The sequence below is a fragment of the Geomonas silvestris genome, from assembly GCF_014193515.1.
Classification (GTDB): Bacteria; Desulfobacterota; Desulfuromonadia; order Geobacterales; family Geobacteraceae; genus Geomonas; species Geomonas silvestris.
In genome coordinates this window covers 237,679-259,675 of sequence record NZ_BLXX01000005.1, presented here as the reverse complement: position 1 = coordinate 259,675, position 21,997 = coordinate 237,679, and the positions used below count along the sequence as shown (strand labels likewise).

At 62.0% G+C, this 21,997-nt stretch carries 8 protein-coding genes; 5 read left to right on the top strand and 3 right to left on the bottom strand.

The window, feature by feature from the left end:
• Positions 1–138: 138 nt before the first annotated feature.
• The 3 genes from GMST_RS10575 to GMST_RS10565 form a co-directional block, all read right to left on the bottom strand.
• Positions 139–690, bottom strand: coding sequence for a hypothetical protein (locus GMST_RS10575; protein WP_183354614.1), 552 nt, complete (start codon positions 688–690; stop codon positions 139–141).
• Between the two features lie 27 nt (positions 691–717).
• The gene (locus tag GMST_RS10570; RefSeq protein WP_183354613.1) at positions 718–8,184 is read right to left on the bottom strand and encodes a YDG domain-containing protein; all 7,467 of its coding nucleotides are present in this window, start codon (positions 8,182–8,184) and stop codon (positions 718–720) included.
• Positions 8,185–8,775: 591 nt separating this feature from the next.
• On the bottom strand, positions 8,776–10,815 hold the full coding sequence (locus tag GMST_RS10565) for a sodium-translocating pyrophosphatase (RefSeq protein WP_183354612.1): 2,040 nt from the start codon (positions 10,813–10,815) through the stop codon (positions 8,776–8,778).
• 971 nt (positions 10,816–11,786) lie between these two features.
• Between GMST_RS10565 and GMST_RS10560 the strand changes: the two genes are divergently transcribed.
• The 5 genes from GMST_RS10560 to GMST_RS10540 all read left to right on the top strand — a co-directional run bounded on the left by GMST_RS10560 (position 11,787) and on the right by GMST_RS10540 (position 21,868).
• On the top strand, positions 11,787–13,049 hold the full coding sequence (locus GMST_RS10560; RefSeq protein ID WP_183354611.1) for a nickel-dependent lactate racemase family protein: 1,263 nt from the start codon (positions 11,787–11,789) through the stop codon (positions 13,047–13,049).
• A gap of 356 nt (positions 13,050–13,405) precedes the next feature.
• Entirely contained in the window at positions 13,406–14,788 is a 1,383-nt protein-coding gene (locus tag GMST_RS10555) for an FAD-binding oxidoreductase (RefSeq protein ID WP_183354610.1), read from the top strand.
• A gap of 351 nt (positions 14,789–15,139) precedes the next feature.
• Positions 15,140–16,420, top strand: a complete 1,281-nt coding sequence (locus GMST_RS10550) for a (Fe-S)-binding protein (RefSeq protein ID WP_183354609.1) — start codon at positions 15,140–15,142, stop codon at positions 16,418–16,420.
• A 633-nt stretch (positions 16,421–17,053) separates the two neighbouring features.
• Positions 17,054–18,778, top strand: coding sequence for an acyl-CoA carboxylase subunit beta (locus GMST_RS10545; RefSeq protein ID WP_183354608.1), 1,725 nt, complete (start codon positions 17,054–17,056; stop codon positions 18,776–18,778).
• A 108-nt stretch (positions 18,779–18,886) separates the two neighbouring features.
• Complete coding sequence (locus tag GMST_RS10540; RefSeq protein WP_183354607.1) at positions 18,887–21,868, top strand: ATP-binding protein; 2,982 nt, start codon at positions 18,887–18,889, stop codon at positions 21,866–21,868.
• Positions 21,869–21,997: the final 129 nt, after the last annotated feature.

Sequence of the window (21,997 nt, the reverse complement as noted above, 5' to 3'; positions counted from 1 at the left end):
CGGAAATTGAGAGGAGAGCTTGAACCCTTGAGCGCTTCTTCTGGAAATCCCGGGGATGCCATGGTTCGCAATAAAAAGGCGGCAGCGACCAATCTCGCTCCCGCCTTTTTTATTCAGCTCGTTTTCTACTGCCGGCGATTACAATGCCTTGAACTTGTACTCGCTGGTTATGTCGTGGAAGGCGCTGTCTACCAGCAACAGCTCGCTGTAGCCAAAGTCGCCGATGGCGGCAGTGACGCCAGGCGCTGCGCTGCAGTTGATGGTGAGAATTTCCCCGGCACCGAAGGTGTGACCGGGATTGGCGGCAAACACGACGCGCACGTAGTTCGGTCCGGATCCTGCCGGTTTGGACGCTGAGTAGCTCCCGAAAAGCGGTCGCGGAAAGATGCTGCTGGTGACGTTGCTGAAGGCACCGGTAAAGACGCCGGAGAGTTTCAGCGCACCTGCAGCGGTCAGTTTCGGGTTACCCGGATCGGTGGCAACGGTTACCCCCGGCGGCAGCGCCACCGTGAACTGGACCCCCTGCAGGGGTGTGGGAGTCTGATTACTGGACGAGTAGATACGGAACTTTACCGCCACGGCCTTGGGAGGCTGCACCGCAGCCCCTCCGCCACCGCCGCCGCACCCATAGAAAAGGGCAAGTGCCCCAAAGACCACGATGGCGCCAACTACCTTCAATGCATGTTTCATAGAGAGTCCCTCTTCAAAAATCGTTCTTTAGATGGGTTGGGCAACAACCTTTTGCAGCACAAGGAGCACGTCGCGTACATCTATTACCGATCGGTTGCTTCCGTCAAGGATGATGTTGCGGGTGAAACCCGGAGGCGAATCCAGATGCAAGGCCACCTTCAGGTACTCCATGGCGTCGGCAATGGTAACCGAACCGTCATGGGTGATATCCCCAAGCTGCAGCACCTTGAACGTGCCGCTCAGGGTGGCTGGGTTGTGGTTGGCGTCTCCTGGCTGGGTTGCCGTCACGGTGACCGTATAGTCAGCCGCACTGGTCGGAACCAGCGCAGGGGTCTGGAGCGCCAGTGTCGGTGCCAAATAGGTCGCCGGTCCGGTCACGCTGATGGTTACCGGCAAGCCGGAATTGGCAGTTGCCGTAAAGTCGAACTGCGGGTCCCCAACCACCTTGTCCACGAGCGCCGTGGAGAAGCTGATGGTTTGTCCCGCCTTGGCGATATTTGCGGTAGCGGTGGCGCCGCCGGCGAGGGTGTAGTTGGCAGCGTCCGCCCCGCCCAGGGTGAGACCGGCAATGGTGACGGTCTTTCCGTTGCCCGCGTTGGGATCGGCGAAGTTGGCGCTGCCCCCCCCTACGGTAACCAGGTCAGGGGCGATGACCCCGCTCAGGGTCCCGGCGCTGGTAATGGTCGTCGCGGTGCTGCCGTCATAGACCTTGTTGGCGACAACGCTGGTCCCGGGGTTGACGGTAAGCGGCGCCGGTGTGATGTCGGCAGTGGTGCTCGCCGTGGTGCCGATGCTGTAGTTGCCGGCTGCGGCGCCGGTGAGGCTCAGGCCGCTGAAGCTGACCGTCTTGCCGGTGCCGGCGTTCTTGGTGTCGAAGCTACCCGTCGCGGTACCGGAGAGGGAGACCGCATCGCCACCCACCACGCCGCTCAGGCTGACCGCACCGTTATTGAGCGTGGCGCTCCGGGTGCCGTCGTAGACCTTGTTGTTCGCGGTTATGCCGTTGATGACGAGCGGCTTCGCGGTCACCGCGAAGTTCGCCGGGACGAAGCTGATGCTGTAGTTGGCACCCGCGCTCAGGGTCCCGAGGTTAATGGCGTACGGGCTCCCCGCCACGCCCTCGCCGCCGGTGCGCCCCAGCGTCCCGGTAAGCGCATCGCTGCCGTACAGGGTGCCGGTGCTCCGGTAGCCAAGGACAGGATCGGCAGCCCCGTAGACCTTGCTGGCCGGATCCGCAGTGACCGTAAGCGGGGCCTTGGTGATGTTCGCCGTGGCAGTTGCCGTGGCGTTTGTCAGGGCGTAGTTGCCGGCGTCGGTCCCGCCCAGGGTGAGCCCGACGATGTTGACGGTCTTGCCGTTGCCCGCGTTGGGATCGGCGAAGTTGGCGCTGCCGCCTCCCAGGGTTACCACGTCGGGGCTCAGGATTCCGCTCAGCGTCCCGGCGCTGGTGATTATGGCGGCTGTCGTACCGTCGTAGCCCTTGTTCCCAACGACAGTCGTTCCGGCGTTGACGCTAAGCTGCGCCGGGGTGATGCTGGCGGTAGTGTTTGCCGTGGTGCCGATGCTGTAGTTGCCGGCTGCGGCGCCGGTGAGGCTCAGGCCGCTGAAGCTGACCGTCTTGCCGGTGCCGACGTTCTTGGTGTCGAAGGTTCCCGTCGCGGTACCGGAGAGGGAAACCGCATCGCTGCCTACCACGCCGGTCAGGCTGACCGCACCGTTATTGAGCGTGGCGCTCCGGGTGCCGTCGTACACCTTGTTGTTCGCGGTTATGCCGTTGATGACGAGCTGCTTCGCGGTCACCGCGAGGTTCGCCGGGACGAAGTTGATGCTGTAGTTGGCACCCGCGCTCAGGGTCCCGAGGTTAATGGCGTACGGGCTTCCCGCCACGCTCTCGCCGCCGGCGCGCCCCAGTGCCCCGGTCAGCGCATCGCTGCCGTACAGGGTGCCGGTGCTCCGGTAGCCAAGGACAGGATCGGCAGCCCCGTAGACCTTGCTGGCCGGATCCGCAGTGACCGTAAGCGGGGCCTTGGCGATGTTCGCCGTGGTAGTTGCCGTGGCGCTTGCCAGGGCGTAGTTGCCGGCGTCGGTCCCGCCCAGGGTGAGTCCGACGATGTTGACGGTCTTACCGTTGCCCGCGTTGGGATCGGCGAAGTTGGCGCTGCCGCCCCCCAGGGTAACCACGTCGGGGCTCAGGATTCCGCTCAGGGTTCCGGCGGAGGTGATGGTGGCGGCGGTCGTGCCGTCGTAGCCTTTGTTCCCAACGACAGTCGTTCCGGCGTTGACGCTAAGCTGCGCCGGGGTGATGTTGGCGGTCGTACTCGCCGTGGTGGTGATGCTGTAGTTGCCGGCGGCGGCGCCGGTGAGGCTCAGGCCGCTGAAGCTGACCGTCTTGCCGGTGCCGGCATTCTTGGTGTCGAAGGTTCCCGTCGCGGTACCGGAGAGGGAAACCGCATCGCTAGCAACCACGCCGGTCAGGCTGACCGCACCGGTGTTGAGCGTCGCGCTCCGGGTGCCGTCGTACACCTTGCTGTTCGCGGTGATGCCGTTGATGGTGAGCGGCTTCGCCGTCACCGTGAGGCTCGCCGGGACGAAGTTGATGCTGTAGTTGGCACCCGCGCTCAGGGTGCCCTGGTTGATGGCATACGGGCTTCCCGCGACACTTAGCCCCGCGCTACGGCCGAGGGCGCCGGTCAGGGCGTCGCTGCCGTACAGGGTACCGGTTACCCGGTAGGTGAAGAGCGGATCGACCGATCCGTAGACCATGCTGGCGGGGTCCGCAGTTACGGTCAGGAGTGCCTGGGTGATGTTGGCAGTGGCGGTTGCCGTGCTGCCGCTCAGGGTGTAATTCCCGGCACCGGTGCCGCTTAAGGTAAGCCCGGTCACGCTGACTACCTTCGCGTTGCCGACGGTGGCATCGCCGAATGCAGCAATCCCGCCCGTGAGGGTCACGTTGTCCTGGGCGAGTATCCCGCTCAGGGTACCGGGGCTCGTGATGGTTGCCGCGGTAGTGCCGTTGTAAGCCCTGTTGGCGACGACCGTGCTCCCCGCAGTGATACTAAGCGACGCTTTCTGGATGACCAAAGTGCCGGTGGCGCTCCCCTGGTAGTTCGGGTCCTCGATCGAGCCGCTGAAATCGTAGCTCCCCGCGTTGAGCGGAAGCGCGGCAATCCCGCCCTGGCTGAAGGAGAAGCTGGCGGCGAGTCCCGGCGGAGTGGTGGTGTAGGGGACGCTCTGCAGCGCACCCGTGTAGGTACGTGAGATCGAGCCTGCGCTGAGGGTCGCCGTTGCCTTGGCGACGTTGAAGCTCGTCGTAGCGAGGCTCGCCGAGAACTGTGCGTTCCCGGAGAAATTGGCGACTATAATGTGCGTGCCGGCAGCAACGACCCCGGTGTAGTTCTGGGTCGCAATGCCGCTCCCATCGAGGGCCACCGGGCTCCCGACGGCAATCCCGTCCACCAGGAAGGTGACGGTGCCGGTCGGGGCGGAGGCGGAGGTCACGATCGCGGTCAGGGTGAGGGTCGAGTTCCCCGGGGTGTAGGTTACCGGTGCGTTAGCCTGCTGCACCGTGGTGATCGTCGGCTGACCGTAACTGTAGCTGACGGTATTGACGGAGCTCTCCACGTTCCCCGCGGTATCCACGCTCAGGAACTTGAAGGTGGTGGAGTTGGTGATCGGGATCTGCAGGGGCGAGGCTCCCGACTTGCAGGCCCCGGTGCAGGCGGCCGGGTTCGGATCGACCCCGTTGGTGGTGTAGTACACGGTGGCCGTTTCGCTCGCGGTAAGGGTGACGGTTACTGCAGTTCCCGGGGTGTAGAAGCCGGTGCCGGGAAGCGGCGGGTTCGAAGAGGCGCTGGTCGTCGGGGGTAGGCTGTCCACCGTCACGGTGACCGGCTGCGAGGCGAGTCCGGTGTTGCCGGCGACGTCGGTGGCTGTTGCCGTAAGGGTATGGGTGGTCCCTTCGCCGAAGAACCAGTTCATGCCCCAGGCACCTTGGCCGTTGGCGGCGACCGCGGGAAGAGCGGTCCCCCCGTCGTACACGGTGACGGTGGCATTGGCCTCGGCGGTTCCCGCTAGGTAGAGCTGCTGGGAGTTGCTGCGGTTGTTGGCAAAGGGGGTGATTATCGGTCGCGCCGGCGGGGTCATGTCCACGGTGAAGCTGAGGAGCCGGTACTGCGAGAGGTTCCCCGCCTCATCCTTAACCCAGGCGTACCTGTTGTAGGAACCTTCGCCAGGTACCGTCACGGTCACGATCGGGCTGGTGCTCCACCCCGTCGCGTTAACGGCGGGGGGCGCGGTAGTGTCGGTCACCAGGTACCAGAGCAGCACGTTGGGACTGGAGTTGTCGGTGGCTGTGATGAAGAACGAGGCGTTGGTCGCGTTGAAGGCATTCGTGCCGGAGAAGCTGTTGGGGGAGACCGTGCCGATGACCGGAGCCGTGTTGTCGAAGATCATCGTTACGATGCGTTCCTGCGACTGGTTGTTAGCCAGGTCGATGCCATAGAACTTCACGGTGGTACCGTCGGCAACCGGGGGAACACTGACGCTGCCCCCCACCGTCGGCACCACCACGGAGAGGCGGGAAGCAGAGGTGAAGGGATCCGAACCGTCGGTGGTGAACCAGATGGTCGCCGGTTCATCCGATATGAAGGTGACGGGAATCGGCAGGGTGTTGCTGTAGCCGTAGCCCGAGCCAAAGGCGGTTCCCGGCGGCATGATGATCACCTGCGGCGGGATCGTGTCCTGCATGACGTAGAAGCTGGTCTGCACCTCGTCACCGAACACCCCGGCGTTGTTCTTCAGGATGCAGCGCACCATCTGGCTCCCCTCGGCGGTGAGGGTAAACGAGGCGGAGGTGGCATTGGCCACCGGGATGCCGGTGCCGTTGGACCTCGGGTTGCTTCCGTCGGTGGTGTAGAAAAGCGTGCCGGTAAGGGCGGGATCCCAGGATACCGTCACGGTCTGCTGCAGCGCCACCTGCCCGCCGTTCGGGGTCAATGTAAGTTGGTTGGGCATCAGGTCGCCGTTGACCTTTCCGCCGCTGACGCTGCCGTTGTACACCTGGTAGAAGGTATCCTGGAAGGCGTATCCGGCCAGGGTGACCTGGGCATAGACGATGTCGCCCTGCTCGATCCCCGTCACGAAGAAACGTCCGTCCGAGGAGGTTGCGGTCTTGGTGGTGTCGGGAGCGTTACTGCCGTTGCCGTAGATGACCTTGTAGCTGGGGCTGCCGCCGGGGTGGTTCTTACTCATCACCTGGACGGTGGCACCGCTTAGATTCACATCTGCAGGGGTGGCCACCCGCCCGCGGATCAGGCCGGCGCTGCCGTTGGCCACTGCGGTGAAGGAAGCATCGACAGCCGCCCACCCCGTCAGGTCACTGGTCCTGATCATGGCGTAGCTGCCGTCATAGTTGTTGGTTGCCGTGATCAGCTTGCTGTAGGAGTCCAGGTAGGTACCGCTTGTGTCGTGCATCTTGTACTGCAGCGGCACGCCGGCCGGCACGTTGAAGCTGTAGTTGCCGGCGACCCCGCCGCTGGTCGCCGAGGTCGCGGTAATGGGGACTCCCCCGCCGATTGCCCGTACCGTTACGCCGTTCACCCCGGCATTGGAAATATTGGTCAAGGTGCCGGCCACGGTAACGGTCTTCTCGAAGGGAGCGCTGGAGGCGCCGGTGACCTGGTTGTTGTCGGTAACCGTGATCGGCCCGCGGGAAGCACCTCCCGGGACATGGGCGATGATCTGGTTGCCGCTTACCACGCTGAAGCTCTTGTCGGCAATCCCGTTGAAGGTTACCCGCGTGGCAGAAGTGAAGCCGCTCCCGTTGATGGTGACCGTGGCGCCGCCAGGGCCCGAGGTAGGCGTGAAGTTCGAGATGACCGGTCCCGAGCCGACAGGGGTGAAGTCCCCGGAGAACTCGATCGCGTCACCCATCACATCCTGCAACTCGGTCGTGAGCCAGGTTTGCGAGTTCAAGTTAAGCGATGAACCGGGGAGGGTCAGCCAGTTGCTGGCAGAAGTCAGGTTCTCGAGGAACTGATTGCCGGAATAGACGGAGGAGGTAAAAGGGATCATTCCGGTAGGGATCCCGTAATGCCAGGCGTAAACCGGGTTGGACAGGTCAGGCATCCTCACGTTCCCCACGGGGAAGCTTTGGGTCAGCGTTTCCTGGCTCCCCCCCTTAATCACCTTCAGGGGCTGAATCTCCGAGCTGCCATCGCTGTACTCCAGGCTCGCCTGATAGCTGTCGTCCGAGGTCGGTCGGTTGCTCCCGGTAAAAACCCTCAGGCCGTCCATACCTGCGCAGGAAACCCCTTCCGCCGGAAGTGCCGTGCCTGTCACGTTGCTCAAGGTTATGTTGACCGGTCGCTTCTGGTTCCAGAAGGTGTCGAACATGAGGGAGAAGACGGGGTCGGTGTTGTAGGGGCCGTACTGCGAAACGACGCTTACCGACATGGCAGTGTTGCGCAAGGGGAAGTTCTGAGTGGGGGCGATGACATTGTCACCGCCTTCGACCGTCAACCGCGCCTGTTCGGTCCGCTCGTTGATCTGTCCCTGCCAGACACCCGTTGCATTGTCTATCAGGTACAGACTGGTCCGGTAGGCCGAAGCGCTGGCCTGCACCCCGGGTATGGACCACGCCTGCTGGGCGGAAGGGTTGCTTATGGTGGTTACATACGGCATCCCGTTCCAGGTGGTCAACGCCACCAGCAGGGTTTTGCCGCTGAGAGAGGAGAAACCGGTGAAGTTCACCTTCCCGGAGACGGTAACACCGGAGCTGCAGGTGCCGAACGTGTTGCAGGTGTCGCCAATGGTGCCGCTGCCGTCGGCGGACGTGTAAGTCGAACGGGCAGATCCCCTGATGACCGGGGTGGCATTACAACTGAAGGTGGACCCGTTGCTTAGCCCCGTTATGACGAGTACCGCCGAGTCACCGGTCAAGCTCACCGTCGGCACGTTGTTTCTGACGATGGTTCCACCATTGCAGCTGACGTTGTAGGAGTCGGCGATCACGGCCCCGTTTGCGTCTGTCACATTATCGATGACCACACCGGCAGAGCCGCTTGCCGGCAGAATTCCCGGACTGTCCAGGGCTGCCGGGGGAAGCACGAGGCTTTTGGCGGAGATCGTGAGGTTGCCGGTACTGTAGTTCGCGTTTGAAACGGTAACCGGTCTTTGCACTACCGGGTCGTTGGCATGCATGACGCCGGTGTTGGTCCGGTCCACAAAGGCGAAGAGGTTGTAGCTGCCGTTTTCCACCCCCTTTATGACAAATGAGGTGGCTGTTGTGCCGGGATTGGGCAGACTGACCGAGTAGACGAAATTTCCTCCCCAGGTCTGCTTCAGCCCGACATAGACACGTCCCGTGTCGCCGGAATTGTTGGCAACCTTCCCGCTGACAGTCATGGCGAAGGCAGGGGCACTAACGAACAGCAACCCCAGCAGCATGACCATAAGCGGCACTCGCAAGCACCAGACATCTCTTCTCTTTTTCATTTCCCCCTCCAGGCATTCATCAAAGATCCACCAGACATTTATACGGCGCAGATACAACACAGGAACATTAACAATGTGCTTTAATTGATTTTTACCGAATTAGACGATAATCCTGTCCCTGTCATACGACATCGGAAAACCGCAGGAGCCATGAATCTGGAGGGAAAGAGGGGAGGCGCTGACAGCTCCAATCCTACGTTATAGGTATTTGGGGCATGTGTATACCACTTGCAATCTTACGTTTCAAGGAAAATTAATGGTACGAACATTAATAAAAGACATGCTGTTTACGCTTATTGTTTAATTATTGTTATCCAATTTACATGTAATGCTTTTAAGAGGGCCGTCCAAGATGCCAAAAAGGCAGAGCGGACACAGGTGGGGGTGTTTACCAAGAACGTCGTCTGCACGGGAGCAATCGCGGTTTCTCACGTCAGTTTAGGAAAGGGGGGAAGGACCAGATTCGGAGGGAAAAGAAAAGCCATATGTAGCGCGGATCTAACCACGCCCACCCGTAATTCGCGAAGAAACAAAAATGGCGCCCCGGAAAACCGGGACGCCATTTTTTGATGCCGTAACGTCGTGCAGCTCTTACATCTTGTTCAGAAGCGGAACGATGAGCAGGGACACGATGTTGATGATCTTGATCATCGGGTTGACCGCCGGGCCGGCGGTGTCTTTGTACGGGTCGCCTACGGTGTCGCCGGTAACGGCTGCCTTGTGAGCCTCGCTACCTTTGCCGCCGTGGAAGCCATCCTCGATGTACTTCTTGGCGTTGTCCCAGGCGCCACCACCGGTGGTCATGGAGATTGCCACGAAGATGCCGGTCACGATGGAGCCGACGATCACGCCGCCCAGGGCCTTGGGACCCAGGGTGAAGCCGACGACGATCGGGGCCAGGATGGGGATGAGGCCGGGGATGACCATCTCTTTGAGAGCGGTCTTGGTCACGATGTCGACGCAGGCCGCGTAGTCCGGCTTGCCGGTACCTTCCATGATCCCCTTGATGGTGCGGAACTGGCGACGGACTTCGTCGACGACCGCGCCGCCTGCTTTACCCACGGCTTCCATGCACATTGCGGCGAAGTAGTAGGGGAGCATGCCGCCCAGGAACAGACCGACGATGATGTACGGATCGGAGAGCGAGAAGGTCTTGTCGGCGATGGTCAGCTCCTGCACGTAGGAGGTGAACAGGATGATGGCCGCGAGACCTGCGGAGCCGATGGCGTAGCCTTTGGTGACGGCCTTGGTGGTGTTGCCGACCGCGTCGAGCGGGTCGGTGACGGCGCGAACCGAGTCGTCCAGTTCGGCCATCTCGGCGATGCCGCCGGCGTTGTCGGTGATCGGACCGTAGGCGTCCATGGCAACGACGATACCGGTCAGAGACAGCATGGAAACGGCGGCGATGGCGATGCCGTACACGCCGGCGCAGGTCGAGGCGACCACGATGCCGGCTGCGATCACGATGACCGGCAGTGCGGTGGACTTCATGGAGATGCCAAGGCCCGCGATGATGTTGGTGGCGTGGCCGGTCTTGGAGGCTTCTGCGATGTGCTTCACCGGGCCGTACTCGGTCGAGGTGTAGTACTCGGTGATCCAGAAGATGGCACCGGTGACCACGAGGCCGACGATGGCGGAGATGAAGATGTTGTTGGCCGAGATGGTGGTCGCGCCGGCGCTGAGCCCCTGCGGGAACATCTGGACCGTCACGAAGTAGAAGGCGATGCAGGCGATGACGCCGGAAGCGATGAGCCCTTTGTAGAGTGCGCCCATGATCTTGCCGGAGCCGCCCAACTTCACGAAGAAGGTGCCGATGATGGAGGCGATGATGGAGATACCGCCCAGGATCAGCGGGTAGCTGACGGCTGCCGAGTTGGTGAAGGTGATAGCGCCCAGGAGCATGGCTGCGATCAGGGTCACGGCGTAGGTTTCGAAGAGGTCGGCGGCCATACCCGCGCAGTCGCCCACGTTGTCGCCCACGTTGTCCGCGATAACGGCCGGGTTACGCGGGTCGTCTTCCGGAATACCGGCCTCGACCTTACCCACCAGGTCGGCGCCGACGTCGGCACCCTTGGTGAAGATACCGCCGCCCAGACGGGCGAAGATGGAGATCAGCGAACCGCCGAAGCCCAGACCGACCAGCTGGCCGACTACGTCCTTGGTGGCAGCGCCCGGCATGAGCTGCTGGAGAATCATGTAGTACCCAGCCACCCCCAGAAGGCCCAGGCCGACGACCAGCATGCCGGTGATGGCGCCGCCCTTGAAGGCAACGTTGAGAGCCTTGTGGATGCCGCCCTTGGCGGCCTCTGTGGTCCTTACGTTGGCGCGTACCGACACGAACATGCCGATGAAGCCGGTGAGACCGGAGAAGACCGCGCCGACGGCAAAGCCGACCGCAGTCTTCCAGCCGAGCGTCGCAAAGAGAGCGATGAACATCACCACGCCAACAACGGCGATGATGGTGTACTGGCGCTTCATGTAGGCGCCGGCGCCTTCCTGAATCGCTGCCGCGATCTGGCGCATCCGGTCGTTGCCCTGGGGGAGTCCCAGGATCCACTGGGCCGAGATCAGACCGTAGGCCACAGCTGCCGCGGCGCAGACCAGGGCGAAGATTACTGCGTACTGTTCCATTAACAAATCCTCCTATTTAATATGCCTCTTGCGAAGGCCTTACTTATTCTAGAGGTCTCAAAAACGGGTGATTGTTATCGGAAAGCTCTCATTTTGTCAACCTTTTTCCCCGTTGCGGGTCGATCTTTCGCTGCAAAAAACACCTCGGTCATCGCCTGCGGGGATTCGGCCTAACCAGGATCAGCTCCTTCAGCAACATCGTCCGGTTTTGTCCGAGTTCACCCGTGGTGGGGCAACTGCTGCCAACTAACCGAAATGCCCGGAACTTTCCACCCGCGCCGCGCCGATCCCCGACAGATGCTCCCGGTCCGACGGCTCAGTACCGTGCCCTCATCTCTAATGTAGAGCATTTTCTTTTCTAAGATAGGACCGTTTTTTCTAATAGAGGGGCAGCATTAAGCAAAGTGACGGCTGTTTAACTTAAAAAAGCGAATCACCTTCGTTCGCTCGGCAAAAAAAGACTTGAGAGCCTGACCACGAGGCAGCGCGCCCCTCCTTTTTTTTAAACCGGGCCTCTCTTTATGTTTGTCAGGCCATTTTCTTACTCTGGCAGCCTTGTTTTTTGAAATGTGACCTGGCGATTTCCCACGCCACAGCGGCACCGTTTCAAATGAGAGCAAAATTTTAGCTAAACAAGAGGGCAATTAGTTTAAAACGCGCGTGATTTAGTTAAATCGCCGGGCATTTTGCTTAACGACGCCTGTGTAAGCTAAAATGCGGAATTTTAGCTTATCGCGAGGCATGCTCCGCATAACTATTGGCAGTTCTCGGCTTAACTTTGGGAAATTGTAGTTTAGGAACGGGAATTTTAGCTTACGTGGGGCTTAAAAAGGCTCATGGCGCCGTCAACTGGCGACCGGCGTGGTTACCTTAGCTATTTTTGCAGCGAAAAAAGTTGCGAAAGCCTCGCCGTGTGCACCGTTCACCGCCCCGCCTTGCGCGCGGGTCAAATCACCTGTAGTATTGGGCGCATGGCCGATCTTAAGTGTGGTGACATAAGCTACCCCGAGGCGATACCGGATCAGCACCTGCGTGCGGTGGTCCGTCCTCCTGTCGCAGCTGCGGCCGGGACGCCGGAGGAGCTCGTACTGCAGGCGCTAGAAGGCTGCGCGGAGCAACTGGCACGCTTCCGCCCTGGCGAGAAGGTGGTGATCGTCACCTCGGACATCACCCGCCCCACCGGCAGCGAGGTCTACCTCCCCATCATGGTTAAACGCCTAATGGAGTCAGGGGTGCGGGAGCACGATATCGAGATCGTTATCGCCCTGGGGATCCACCGCAAACAGACCGAGGCTGAACACCGCAAGATCGTGGGTGAAATCTACGGGCGGATCAAGGTGAGCGACCACGAGTGCGACGCCCCGGGAAGCCTGGTCTACCTGGGCGAGACCAGCCGCGGCATCCCGGTAGAGATCAACCGCACGGTGGCCGAGGCGGACCGGCTCATCCTGACCGGTGCGGTCACCTTTCACTACTTCGCCGGTTTCGGTGGCGGCCGCAAGAGCGTCCTCCCCGGCGTCTCCAGCCGCAAGAGTTGCATGGCGAGCCACTTCGCCCTGTTGAACCCGGAGGAGGGGAGCGGCCGTGACCCGAAGGCGGTAGCCGGCAACCTGGAGGGGAACCCGGTGCACGAAGCGATGCTGGAGGCCTGCGGAATGCGGCCACCCGAGTTCATCCTGAATACGGTGCTCGGCCCGGACAAGAAGATCCTCGCCACCTTTGCCGGTGACTGGCGCGAGGCGCACCTGGAAGGGTGCCGGTTCTACGCCCGCTCCTTCAGCTACCCCATCGCCGAGCGCGCCGACCTGGTCGTGGTCTCCTGCGGCGGCTACCCCAAGGACATCAACCTGATCCAGTCCCACAAGTCGATGGAGTACGCCAGCCGGGCCCTGAAGCCGGGGGGGGTCATGGTGCTTCTGGCCGAGTGCCGCGACGGCTACGGCAACGCCACCTTCTTCGACTGGTTCCGCTATGCAAGCTGCGCAGAGCTCGAGTCGGCGCTCAGAAAACACTACGAGATCAACGGGCAGACCGCCTGGTCCTTGAAGGAGAAGGCCGAGCGTTTCCGGGTCATCCTGGTTTCCCAGCTCCCCGACGAGGAGGTGCGCACCATGGGGATGATTCCGGCGCCGACGCCCCAAGAGGCGCTCGCGATGGCGGTAGGCATGCTGCCGGAAGACTACACGGCCTATCTGATCCCCGAAGGTGGTGTGGTGCTGCCGGTCATGAGCTAGAGAAACTCTCCCCCGCCCCTTGCGGGAAGGGGGCCGGGGGGTGGGGGAACTTGCCACGGAGCAAAGCAGCCGGTTGCACCTGATAGTTCCGACGACAACGCCACGGGCTGCCTCCCCCTCACCCCAACCCTCCCCCGCCAGGGGGGAGGGAACATACTGCACAGCAACACCGACCGGCAGGGGCCTAATGAACCCTTGCCTTTTTTATTTCAAGAGTGCAAAGTATCCGAATATCTGTTGTGCTGACCGCCATTTAACAACCGTTTCAAGCGGTGAAACGAGGCGCCACTCCCATGAGCCCGCCGACGACCGCCGGCCAGCCGACCGTGTTGATTTTATCCATGAGAGGACACTAGATGCTCGAAGCACGCGTACTCGACAAACTGGCCGAGATCGTCGGCAAGGAAAACATCGCCACCGAGGTCCAGGACATGATCTGTTACGGCTACGACGCCACGCAGATGGAGTTTCTGCCCGACGCCGTGGTGCACCCGGCCAACAGCGCCGAGGTATCCCAGATCCTCGCGCTTGCCAACCGGGAGAAGTTCCCGGTCTTCCCGCGCGGTGCCGGCAGCGGCTTCACCGGCGGTGCACTCCCCAAGGGGGGAGGCATCGTCCTGGTCACCACCCGGATGAACCGGATCCTGAGGATCGACACCGACAACCTGGTCGCCGAAGTGGAACCGGGCGTCGTCACCGAGGCGTTCCAGATGGAAGTGGAAAAGCTGGGGCTTTTCTACCCGCCCGACCCGGCATCCCTTAAGTTCTCCACCCTGGGCGGCAACGTCGCCGAGTGCGCCGGCGGCCCGCGCGCCGTCAAGTACGGCGTCACCAAGGACTTCGTGATGGGGCTCGAGGTGGTGCTCCCCACCGGCGAGGTGATCCGCACCGGCGGCGAGACCGTGAAGGGCGTGGTCGGTTACGACCTCACCAAGCTGATCTGCGGCTCGGAAGGGACCCTGGGGGTGATCACCAAGATCATCTTCAAGCTGCTCCCCTACCCCGACTCCAAGAAGACCATGCTGACCGTCTTCGACTCCATCGACGGCGCGGCGCGTGCGGTCTCCACCATCATCAAGGGGAAGATCATCCCGACCACGCTGGAGTTCATGGACCACGCGACGCTTACCTGCGTCGAGCGCCGCTTCAACCTGGGGCTTCCGGCCGAGGGGCGCGCGGTGCTGCTCATCGAAGTTGACGGCGACCGCGACCTGATCGAAAAGCAGGCCGAGCAGATCCACGCGCTCATCAAGCCGCTGGGGCTCGTGCAGTTCCGGGTGGCCAAGGACGCGGCAGAGAGCGAGGAGCTTTGGCGGGTGCGCCGCCTGGTCTCGCCGTCCTTGCGGGACGTGAACCCCGACAAGTTCAACGAGGACATCGTGGTACCGAGAAGCCGGGTGCCCGACGTGATCCGACGCATCGAGCAGATCCAGCAGCGTCACGAGATCCCCATCGTCAACTTCGGCCACGCCGGCGACGGCAACATCCACGTGAACATCATGATCGACAAGTCGGTGCCGGGGCAGATCGAGAAGGCGCACGAGGCGATCAAGGAAGTGTTCCAAGCCGCATTGGACCTGGGCGGGACCATGTCCGGCGAGCACGGGGTGGGGCTTGCCAAGCAGCCCTTCATCCCGATGGAGTTGACCGCCGACCAGATCGGCGCCATGCGCGCCATCAAGCGGGCGCTCGATCCGAACAACGTGCTGAACCCCGGGAAGATGCTGCCGGTGGAGTAGATGGTTTCTCAAGTCCCCCTTTGCGAAGGGGGACTTAGGGGGATTTGCTTTTGACTGTTTTGGCAGCTGGCGGGTAGGCAGACGCTCGAGACAAAATCAAATCCCCCTGTCCCCCCTTCGCAAAGGGGGGGACGCCGGGCTGCCGGCGGTGGTCGCCAACAACAGTTTCCATGCTTCCCGGAATTCCCGGACAAACCTTTTTGAAGGCGGGAACGTGAGGTCTCTACGGAACGCCGTAGAAGGATGTAACCCTTTACTTAATTCCTGCACGTTGAGAAATACCGACGGGTCACCCTTTTTCTCCGGCTCGCCTGCTCAGCGCTCAACGTCTTAAAACGAACGAGACTATTCATGACCAAGAAGACCGTGGACCCGCTCGAGCGGGTCGAGAACGAACTTAAAAAGTGCGTCAAGTGCGGCGCCTGCCGCGCCAACTGCCCGGCCTTCACCGCCTTCCAGCGCGAACCGGCGGTGGCACGCGGCAAGGTGGCGCTGGCCCAGCACATCATGAAGGGGGACATCGCCCTGGACGACGGCACCTACGTGGCCATGTCCAAGTGCCTTTTGTGCGGCAGCTGCGTGGAGAAGTGCCCGAACCAGGTCCCCACCGACGAGATCGTCATCGCCGCCCGCGAGGCGCTCGCCAAACGGCGCGGCCTCACCACCTTCCATAAGGCCGTGGGCCAGGTGATCAAGACCCGCAAGCTCATGAACCTGGGCGCCTTCGCCGCCTCGATCCTGGGGCCGGTGTTCTTCCGTAAAGTGCCGGCGACCTCGGGGCTGAGACTGCGTTTCCCGGTGCCGTTTCTGGGAAACAGCCGCCACATACCGCAGATCGCCAAGAAGAGTTTCATCGCGAGCCACCCCGAGGTGATCCAGGGCGAGCCGGGGAAACCGCGCATCGTCTTCTTCGTCGGCTGCATGACGAACTTCGTCTACACGGGGATCGGCGAGGCGACGCTCAAGCTCTTCAAGCACCTGGGCTGCACCATCATCATCCCGAAGAACCAGCAGTGCTGCGGCCTCCCCGGCATGTCCGGCGGCGACCTCGACACGGTACGCGAGTTGGCCGAACAAAACCTGGCGGCGCTGGAGGCACACCAGGCAGACTACGTGATGACTGCCTGCGCCACCTGCGGCGGGGCGCTGCACAAGCTCTACCCGCTGGTGATCGGCAAGCGCAACCCGGAATTGAAAGAGCGCCTCAAGGCCCTGGCGGACAAGACGGTGGACGCCTCGGTGCTCCTTAAGAAACTCGGGCTCAACCCCGAGGAGACCGGCGGCAACGCCGAGCTGAACATCACCTACCACGACCCCTGCCACCTGCGCACCGCCGGCATCACCAAGGAGCCGCGCGCCCTTTTGAAGGGGACTCCCGGGCTCAACCTGGTCGAAATGGAGGGCGCGGACCGCTGCTGCGGCCTGGGCGGCACCTTCAACGTCTACCATTACGACAGCTCGCTTAAGATCAACGCGGGCAAAACCGCCGCCATCCAGGCCACCGGTGCCGACGCCGTGGTCACCGGCTGCCCGGGGTGCATCATGCAGCTTTCGGACGGCTTAAAACAGGCCGGAGATAAAACGAGGGTAGTACATACCGTCGAACTTCTGGCTGGCCAGATCAAACCCTGACGAACCCGCTGGCAGGGTCTCCCTGCCAGCGCCCTTTTCCCCTCATTTTCCCCTCCTCGATAAGTTCCTGTTTTTCCAATCAAGATGCCGTAAACACTCTTTTTCTTATTGACATTTTTACAGCAAAACCTTATGAAGTGTACCGGCATCCGTCTATAGAACGCTAGTTCGTTTACAGTATCACCCGCACGGAATCGTCAGCATCGACAGGCGGAGAGCCCGCTTCAAATCTCACTGACAAAAACGACGTCACCTACGACCGAGGATTTGAGGCATCACTTCCGGCTCTGCAACAGCACGTTCTCTCCACCAGCGGCACAACCCATTTCAAACTGACGCAAACTCGAGACACGGCAGCAGGTTTGCCAGAGAAAGACTTTGGTAGGGACATCCGAAGTCACAAGGACCTCTCTAACAGTAAAACTTTCTCATTCCAGTCACTTGACACGCACGTAAACGGCAGCATACTTCCGTGGGATACAGTGTACAGAAAAAGTACACTCTCACAGCGGTAAATCTGAGAGATAAACTACTGAAACTTTGTCAGTATGACTTTTTAGGGGAGGAAGGTAATGACGTGTTTCGCTCAGCAGTCTGTGCAGAAAAATCCCAACTACCGGAAGGATGGCCGAAATGTCTAATACGATGATCAAGCCCTCGCTGCAGAACCCCTTTGACCAGGCCGAAAAGGTCGAATTCAACATCCCGGGCGAGATCGCGCGCGCCACGGGCGGCTACGAGGAGGCGATGAAGGCGGGTTACGACCTGATCCAGCGCCCCATCAAGTCGGTCTCCATCGACCAGATCGAAAAACAGCATTTCAAAAAGCGCATGACGGTCTGGGAGAGGATCCGCGTCCTGACGGAAGAGGATCCCAACATCCTGTACCAGAACTGGGGCAAGAACCTGGACGGCGCGTCGCTGGTTACCGGCATCCTCAACATCCACGGCCGCGACGTGGCCCTCTACGGCCACGACTTCACGGTGCGCGCCGGCTCCATGGACGCCACCAACGGCAACAAGCTGGCCCGCCTGTTCCAGATGGCCGGCGAGAACGGCATCCCGGTCATCGGCATGAACGACTCGGCAGGCGCCTTCGTGCCGGCCGGCGTGGGCGGCCTGGACGGCTACGCCGAGGCCTTCACCGCGCTCAGGAAGATCTCCGGCGTGGTCCCCTCCATCATGTGCATGTTCGGCTTCAACGCCGGGGGCGGCTCCTATCTCCCGCGCCAGGGGAGCTTCGTGATCCAGCCGAAGGACACCTTCTTCGGCCTGACCGGCCCGGGCGTCGTTAAGAGCGTGCTCGGCGAGGACGTCACCCCGGAAGAGCTGGGCGGCCCGCAGGTGCACGGCATGTCCGGCGTCGCGGACCTCACCTGCGAGGACGAGGTGGGTGCGCTCCGGATGGCGGTGCAGCTTTTGAACTACATCCCGGACAACAACTCCGTGATGCCGCGCTACCAGGAGACCACAGACCCCCTGGACCGCAAGACCTGGGAGATCAACACGCTCCTTAAGAAGGCCTTCAACTCGCCGACCGGTTTCAACACCCCGTTCGACGTCTCCATCATCATCCAGCAGATCTGCGACCACGGCGATTACTTCGAGATGCAGCGCGACCGCGCCCGCAACGTCATCACCGCCTTCGGCCGCCTGGACGGCAACGTGGTCGGCTTCGTGGCCAACAACTCGGCCGTCGACTCCGGCCAGATCGACTGCGACGCTGCCTTCAAGATCGCCCGCTTCAACCGCTTCTGCAACATCTACAACATCCCCATCATCTTCATGGAGGACACCACCGGCTTCCTGCCGGGCCGCGAGCAGGAAGCGCGCGGCATCGTGCACGCCGGCCGCGCCATGCTCGACTCCATCGTCGACATCCGCACCCCGCGCATCCTCTTGATCCTCAGGAACGCCTACGGCGGCGCCTACGCCTCCTACAACAACTACCCGACCGGTGCCGACCTGGTACTGGCGCTCCCCACCACCCGCCTCGCCGTCATGGGCCCGGCCGGGAAGGAGTTCGTCTACAAGGACGAGCTGAGGAAGGTGCGCAGCGCCGTCATGGAGCGCGTCAAGCGCGGCACCCAGGAGCGCATCGACGCGGGGGTTAAGCCGGAGGCCGCCAAGCTCGACGCCGAGAAGGAAGCCGCCGAGTGGCTGCGCGCCGAGGAGGCGCTCCTCAACACCCGTTACGAAAGAGAGCTGATGAACCCGAAAGAGGCCCTAAGCCTTGGCTCCATCTCCTCGCTGGTCATGCCGACCGATCTCAGGAAGGTACTGGGCGAGAACCTGAACTTCTTCCTGCGCCACTACAAGCCGGGCCCCATGGGCGGCGTACAGCGCGAGTTCCATTAAGAAGGCAGAGGCAGGTCGAGTTTTATCTCACCTGCCGGAAAGCGCCCTCTCCACGAGGCCTTTCCTCAACCTAAACCTTATTGATTTCAATTTCGGAGATAGAGACCAATGGCACACACCTTAGGCAGCTACACCAAGAATCCCCTGATCCACCGGGACCGCCGGCTGGGCACCTCGACCTCGAAATGGGTCGCCTCGTTCTCCTGCGAGGACCTCAAACCGCTCATCGTCTGCCGCGGACCGATCCGCAAGGAGGCGATGGACGTCTACGCGGAGATGGGAATCACCCACTTCGGCATCCTCTTGTCCGAGAAGGACTCCATCGTCTACCCGAACGCGCTCGCGCCGGAGCTTAGGACCCTCACCGACTCCCGCCGCGTACACCGGGTACCCGACTACACCGGAGCATCGAAAGAGGAGCGCGTCGAGCGTATCCACCAGATCATCTCCATCGCGATAGATAACGGCTACGACTCCATCTTCGCCGGCTACGGCTTCATGGCTGAGGACGACGAGTTCGTCGCTGCCATCGAGAAGGCCGGGCTCAAGTTCATCGGCCCCTGCTCGGCCACCCAGTCCGGCGCCGGCAAGAAGGACGAGGCGAAGCGCACCGCGCTCTCCGTGAACGTCTCGGTCACCCCGGGTATCGACAACGTCACCGCCCGCACCCTGGTGAAGAAGCACCCGACCCGCGAAAAGCTCCTGGCGCTCGCCACCTCGGACGGCCTCAAGTGCGACCCGGCGGTGCTCGGCGACACGAAGCTCTCGCTCGAGGAACTCGCCGACCACATCCTCTACGCCTCCTACGAGCGCGGCGTCGACCTCTTCTCCATCGAGGAGCTCTGCGCGCAGGTGCAGGCCGAGTGCGAGGCGATGTTCAAGAAGTACCCGAACTCCCGCGTGCGCCTCAAAGCGATCGGCGGCGGTGGCGGCAAGGGGCAGCGCCTCCTGGGGGCTGGGCTTTTGCACGCCAAGAACGCCGACGAGGCGCTCATCAAGAAGGAGGCCTCCGAGGCCCCGGGCCTGGTGCGCGAGATCCTGAACGAGGTGAAGGCCAACGGCATCGGCGACAACAAAAACGTCCTCGTCGAGTTGAACATCGAGCAGACCCGCCACAACGAGATCCAGCTTCTGGGTAACGGCCAGTGGTGCATCGCCCTGGGCGGCCGCGACTGCTCGCTGCAGATGCACGAGCAGAAACTCCTCGAGGTTTCGGTCACCCAGGAAGGGCTCATGACCGAGATCGAGCGCGCCCGCGCCGCCGGCAAGGACGCCGAGGTGAAAGCTCTGGAGAGCGACCTCAAGGTCCTCAAGAGGATGGAAGAGGAGAGCGAGCGTTTCGGCAAGGCCGTCGGCCTCGACTCCGCCTCCACCTTCGAGTGCATCGTGGACCGCGACCGCCACTACTTCATGGAGGTGAACACCAGGATCCAGGTGGAGCACCGGGTCACCGAGCTCTGCTACGTGCTCAAGTTCGTGAACCCGGACGATGCCAACGACTTCTTCGTGGTGGAGAGCCTGGTCGAGGCCATGGCACTTTTGGCGCGCCACAAGGAGCGCCTGCCGCGCCCGGAGCGCATCGTGCGCTTCAACGCCTCCGTCGAGGCCCGTCTGAACGCCACCGACGCCTCCCTCTCCCCCCACGCCGGCGGCATGATCCGCTACTGGTCCAAGCCGATCGACGGCGAGATCCGCGACGACCAGGGGATCTCCATGGTGAACCCTGACACCGGCCTCTTCGTCAAGTACCGGGTGGCCGGCGCCTACGACTCCAACATCGCGCTCCTGCTCACCAAGGGCGAGGACCGCCGCGACAGCTACGAGCGGATGAGCGACGTGATCCAGTCCGCGGTTATCCGCGGTACCGACCTGGCCACCAACCTCGAGTTCCACTACGGCCTGGTGAACTGGTTCCTGGGCCGCAACGTGATGGCGAAACCGACCACCCGTTTCGTGGTCCCCTACCTCACCCTGGTCGGGCTCCTGAAAGATACCGCCAACAAGATCGACCCGGTCTACGCCTTCCTGCAGATGAAGAAGCACTACACCAAGCTGATCGGCGACGCCTATGCCGACCAGCCCGAGGTGGCGGCGAAGGAAGTGAAGAACATGTCGACCCTTTTGGACCGCAAGGGGACCCTGATCACCCGCCCCATCGAGCGGCTCTTGAACGACCCGCACCTCCTCTCCGGCTGGCTGTCCATGAACATCAAGAACTTCCGCTTGGAGGAGAACGGCAAGGTAGTCTGGCTCAGGAACCCGGTGGGCGTTCTGGCGGAGACTTACGACTACCTGCACATGAACTTCCGCCCGCACAAGCCGGCGGCCGAGATGATCTGGAACCACGACAACGAACTCCTGCAGCAGGCGCTGCGCTTCTCCAGGACCATCCGCGAGCACTTCGGGCTGGCGCGCGACGAGTACCACACCCTGACCGGGATCCTGGCCAACGAGGAGCCGCAGGGTGGCTTCGACGCCGCGATGTGGCAGCAGATCCGGTCCGCACACTTCGGCTACGAGGCCGGCCTCGAGCTCTTGGGCATCCTGTTCCAGGTCGGGTTCCACACCAAGTTCTGGGACCTCAAGGTTGAAGAGGATCTGGAGATCACCATCCCCGAGTACTTGACCGATGCCGACCTGCAGGCCCGCATGAAGAAGGTGCTGGTCCCGCCGCCGGCCACCAAGGCCGACGAGATCGTCGCGGTGTGCGGCGGCATGTACTACGGCCAGGAGGCCCCGGGGATGCCCCCGTTCGTCACCGAGGGGATGCACTTCGAGAAAGGGCAGCCGCTCTACATCATCGAGGTAATGAAGATGTTCAACAAGGTCTACGCCCCCTTCTCGGGGACCATCGACAAGATCATCATGACCTCCGGCGACGGGACCATCGTATCCAAGGGACAGCCGCTCTTCAAGGTCACCCCGGACGAGGTGTTCGTCGAGGTGGATACCGCGGCCCTCGAGAAAGAGAAGCGCACCGTCACCTCGAAGTACCTGCAGGCGGTACTCTACGAACCGGTAGCCGCAGCGCCCCCGGCCGCGAAGAAGGCGAAACCCGCGGCCGAGTCGTTGGGCGCAGCAGCCGTCTAACGGGAGACAAAGGCCCCCTTCCTCCGAACGCGAGGGAGGGGGAGATTCAGGACTCCGAACGCAAAATGGGCTCCAGATCTACATCTGGAGCCCTCGTCGTTAGCTGGAATCCCCCTTTCGGGGTGCGGC

Coding starts and splice junctions, on each gene's coding strand:
- GMST_RS10575 (WP_183354614.1), bottom strand. CDS start 690: ATGAAACATGCATTGAAGGTAGTTGGCGCCATCGTGGTCTTTGGGGCA.
- GMST_RS10570 (WP_183354613.1), bottom strand. CDS start 8,184: ATGAAAAAGAGAAGAGATGTCTGGTGCTTGCGAGTGCCGCTTATGGTC.
- GMST_RS10565 (WP_183354612.1), bottom strand. CDS start 10,815: ATGGAACAGTACGCAGTAATCTTCGCCCTGGTCTGCGCCGCGGCAGCT.
- GMST_RS10560 (WP_183354611.1), top strand. CDS start 11,787: ATGGCCGATCTTAAGTGTGGTGACATAAGCTACCCCGAGGCGATACCG.
- GMST_RS10555 (WP_183354610.1), top strand. CDS start 13,406: ATGCTCGAAGCACGCGTACTCGACAAACTGGCCGAGATCGTCGGCAAG.
- GMST_RS10550 (WP_183354609.1), top strand. CDS start 15,140: ATGACCAAGAAGACCGTGGACCCGCTCGAGCGGGTCGAGAACGAACTT.
- GMST_RS10545 (WP_183354608.1), top strand. CDS start 17,054: ATGTCTAATACGATGATCAAGCCCTCGCTGCAGAACCCCTTTGACCAG.
- GMST_RS10540 (WP_183354607.1), top strand. CDS start 18,887: ATGGCACACACCTTAGGCAGCTACACCAAGAATCCCCTGATCCACCGG.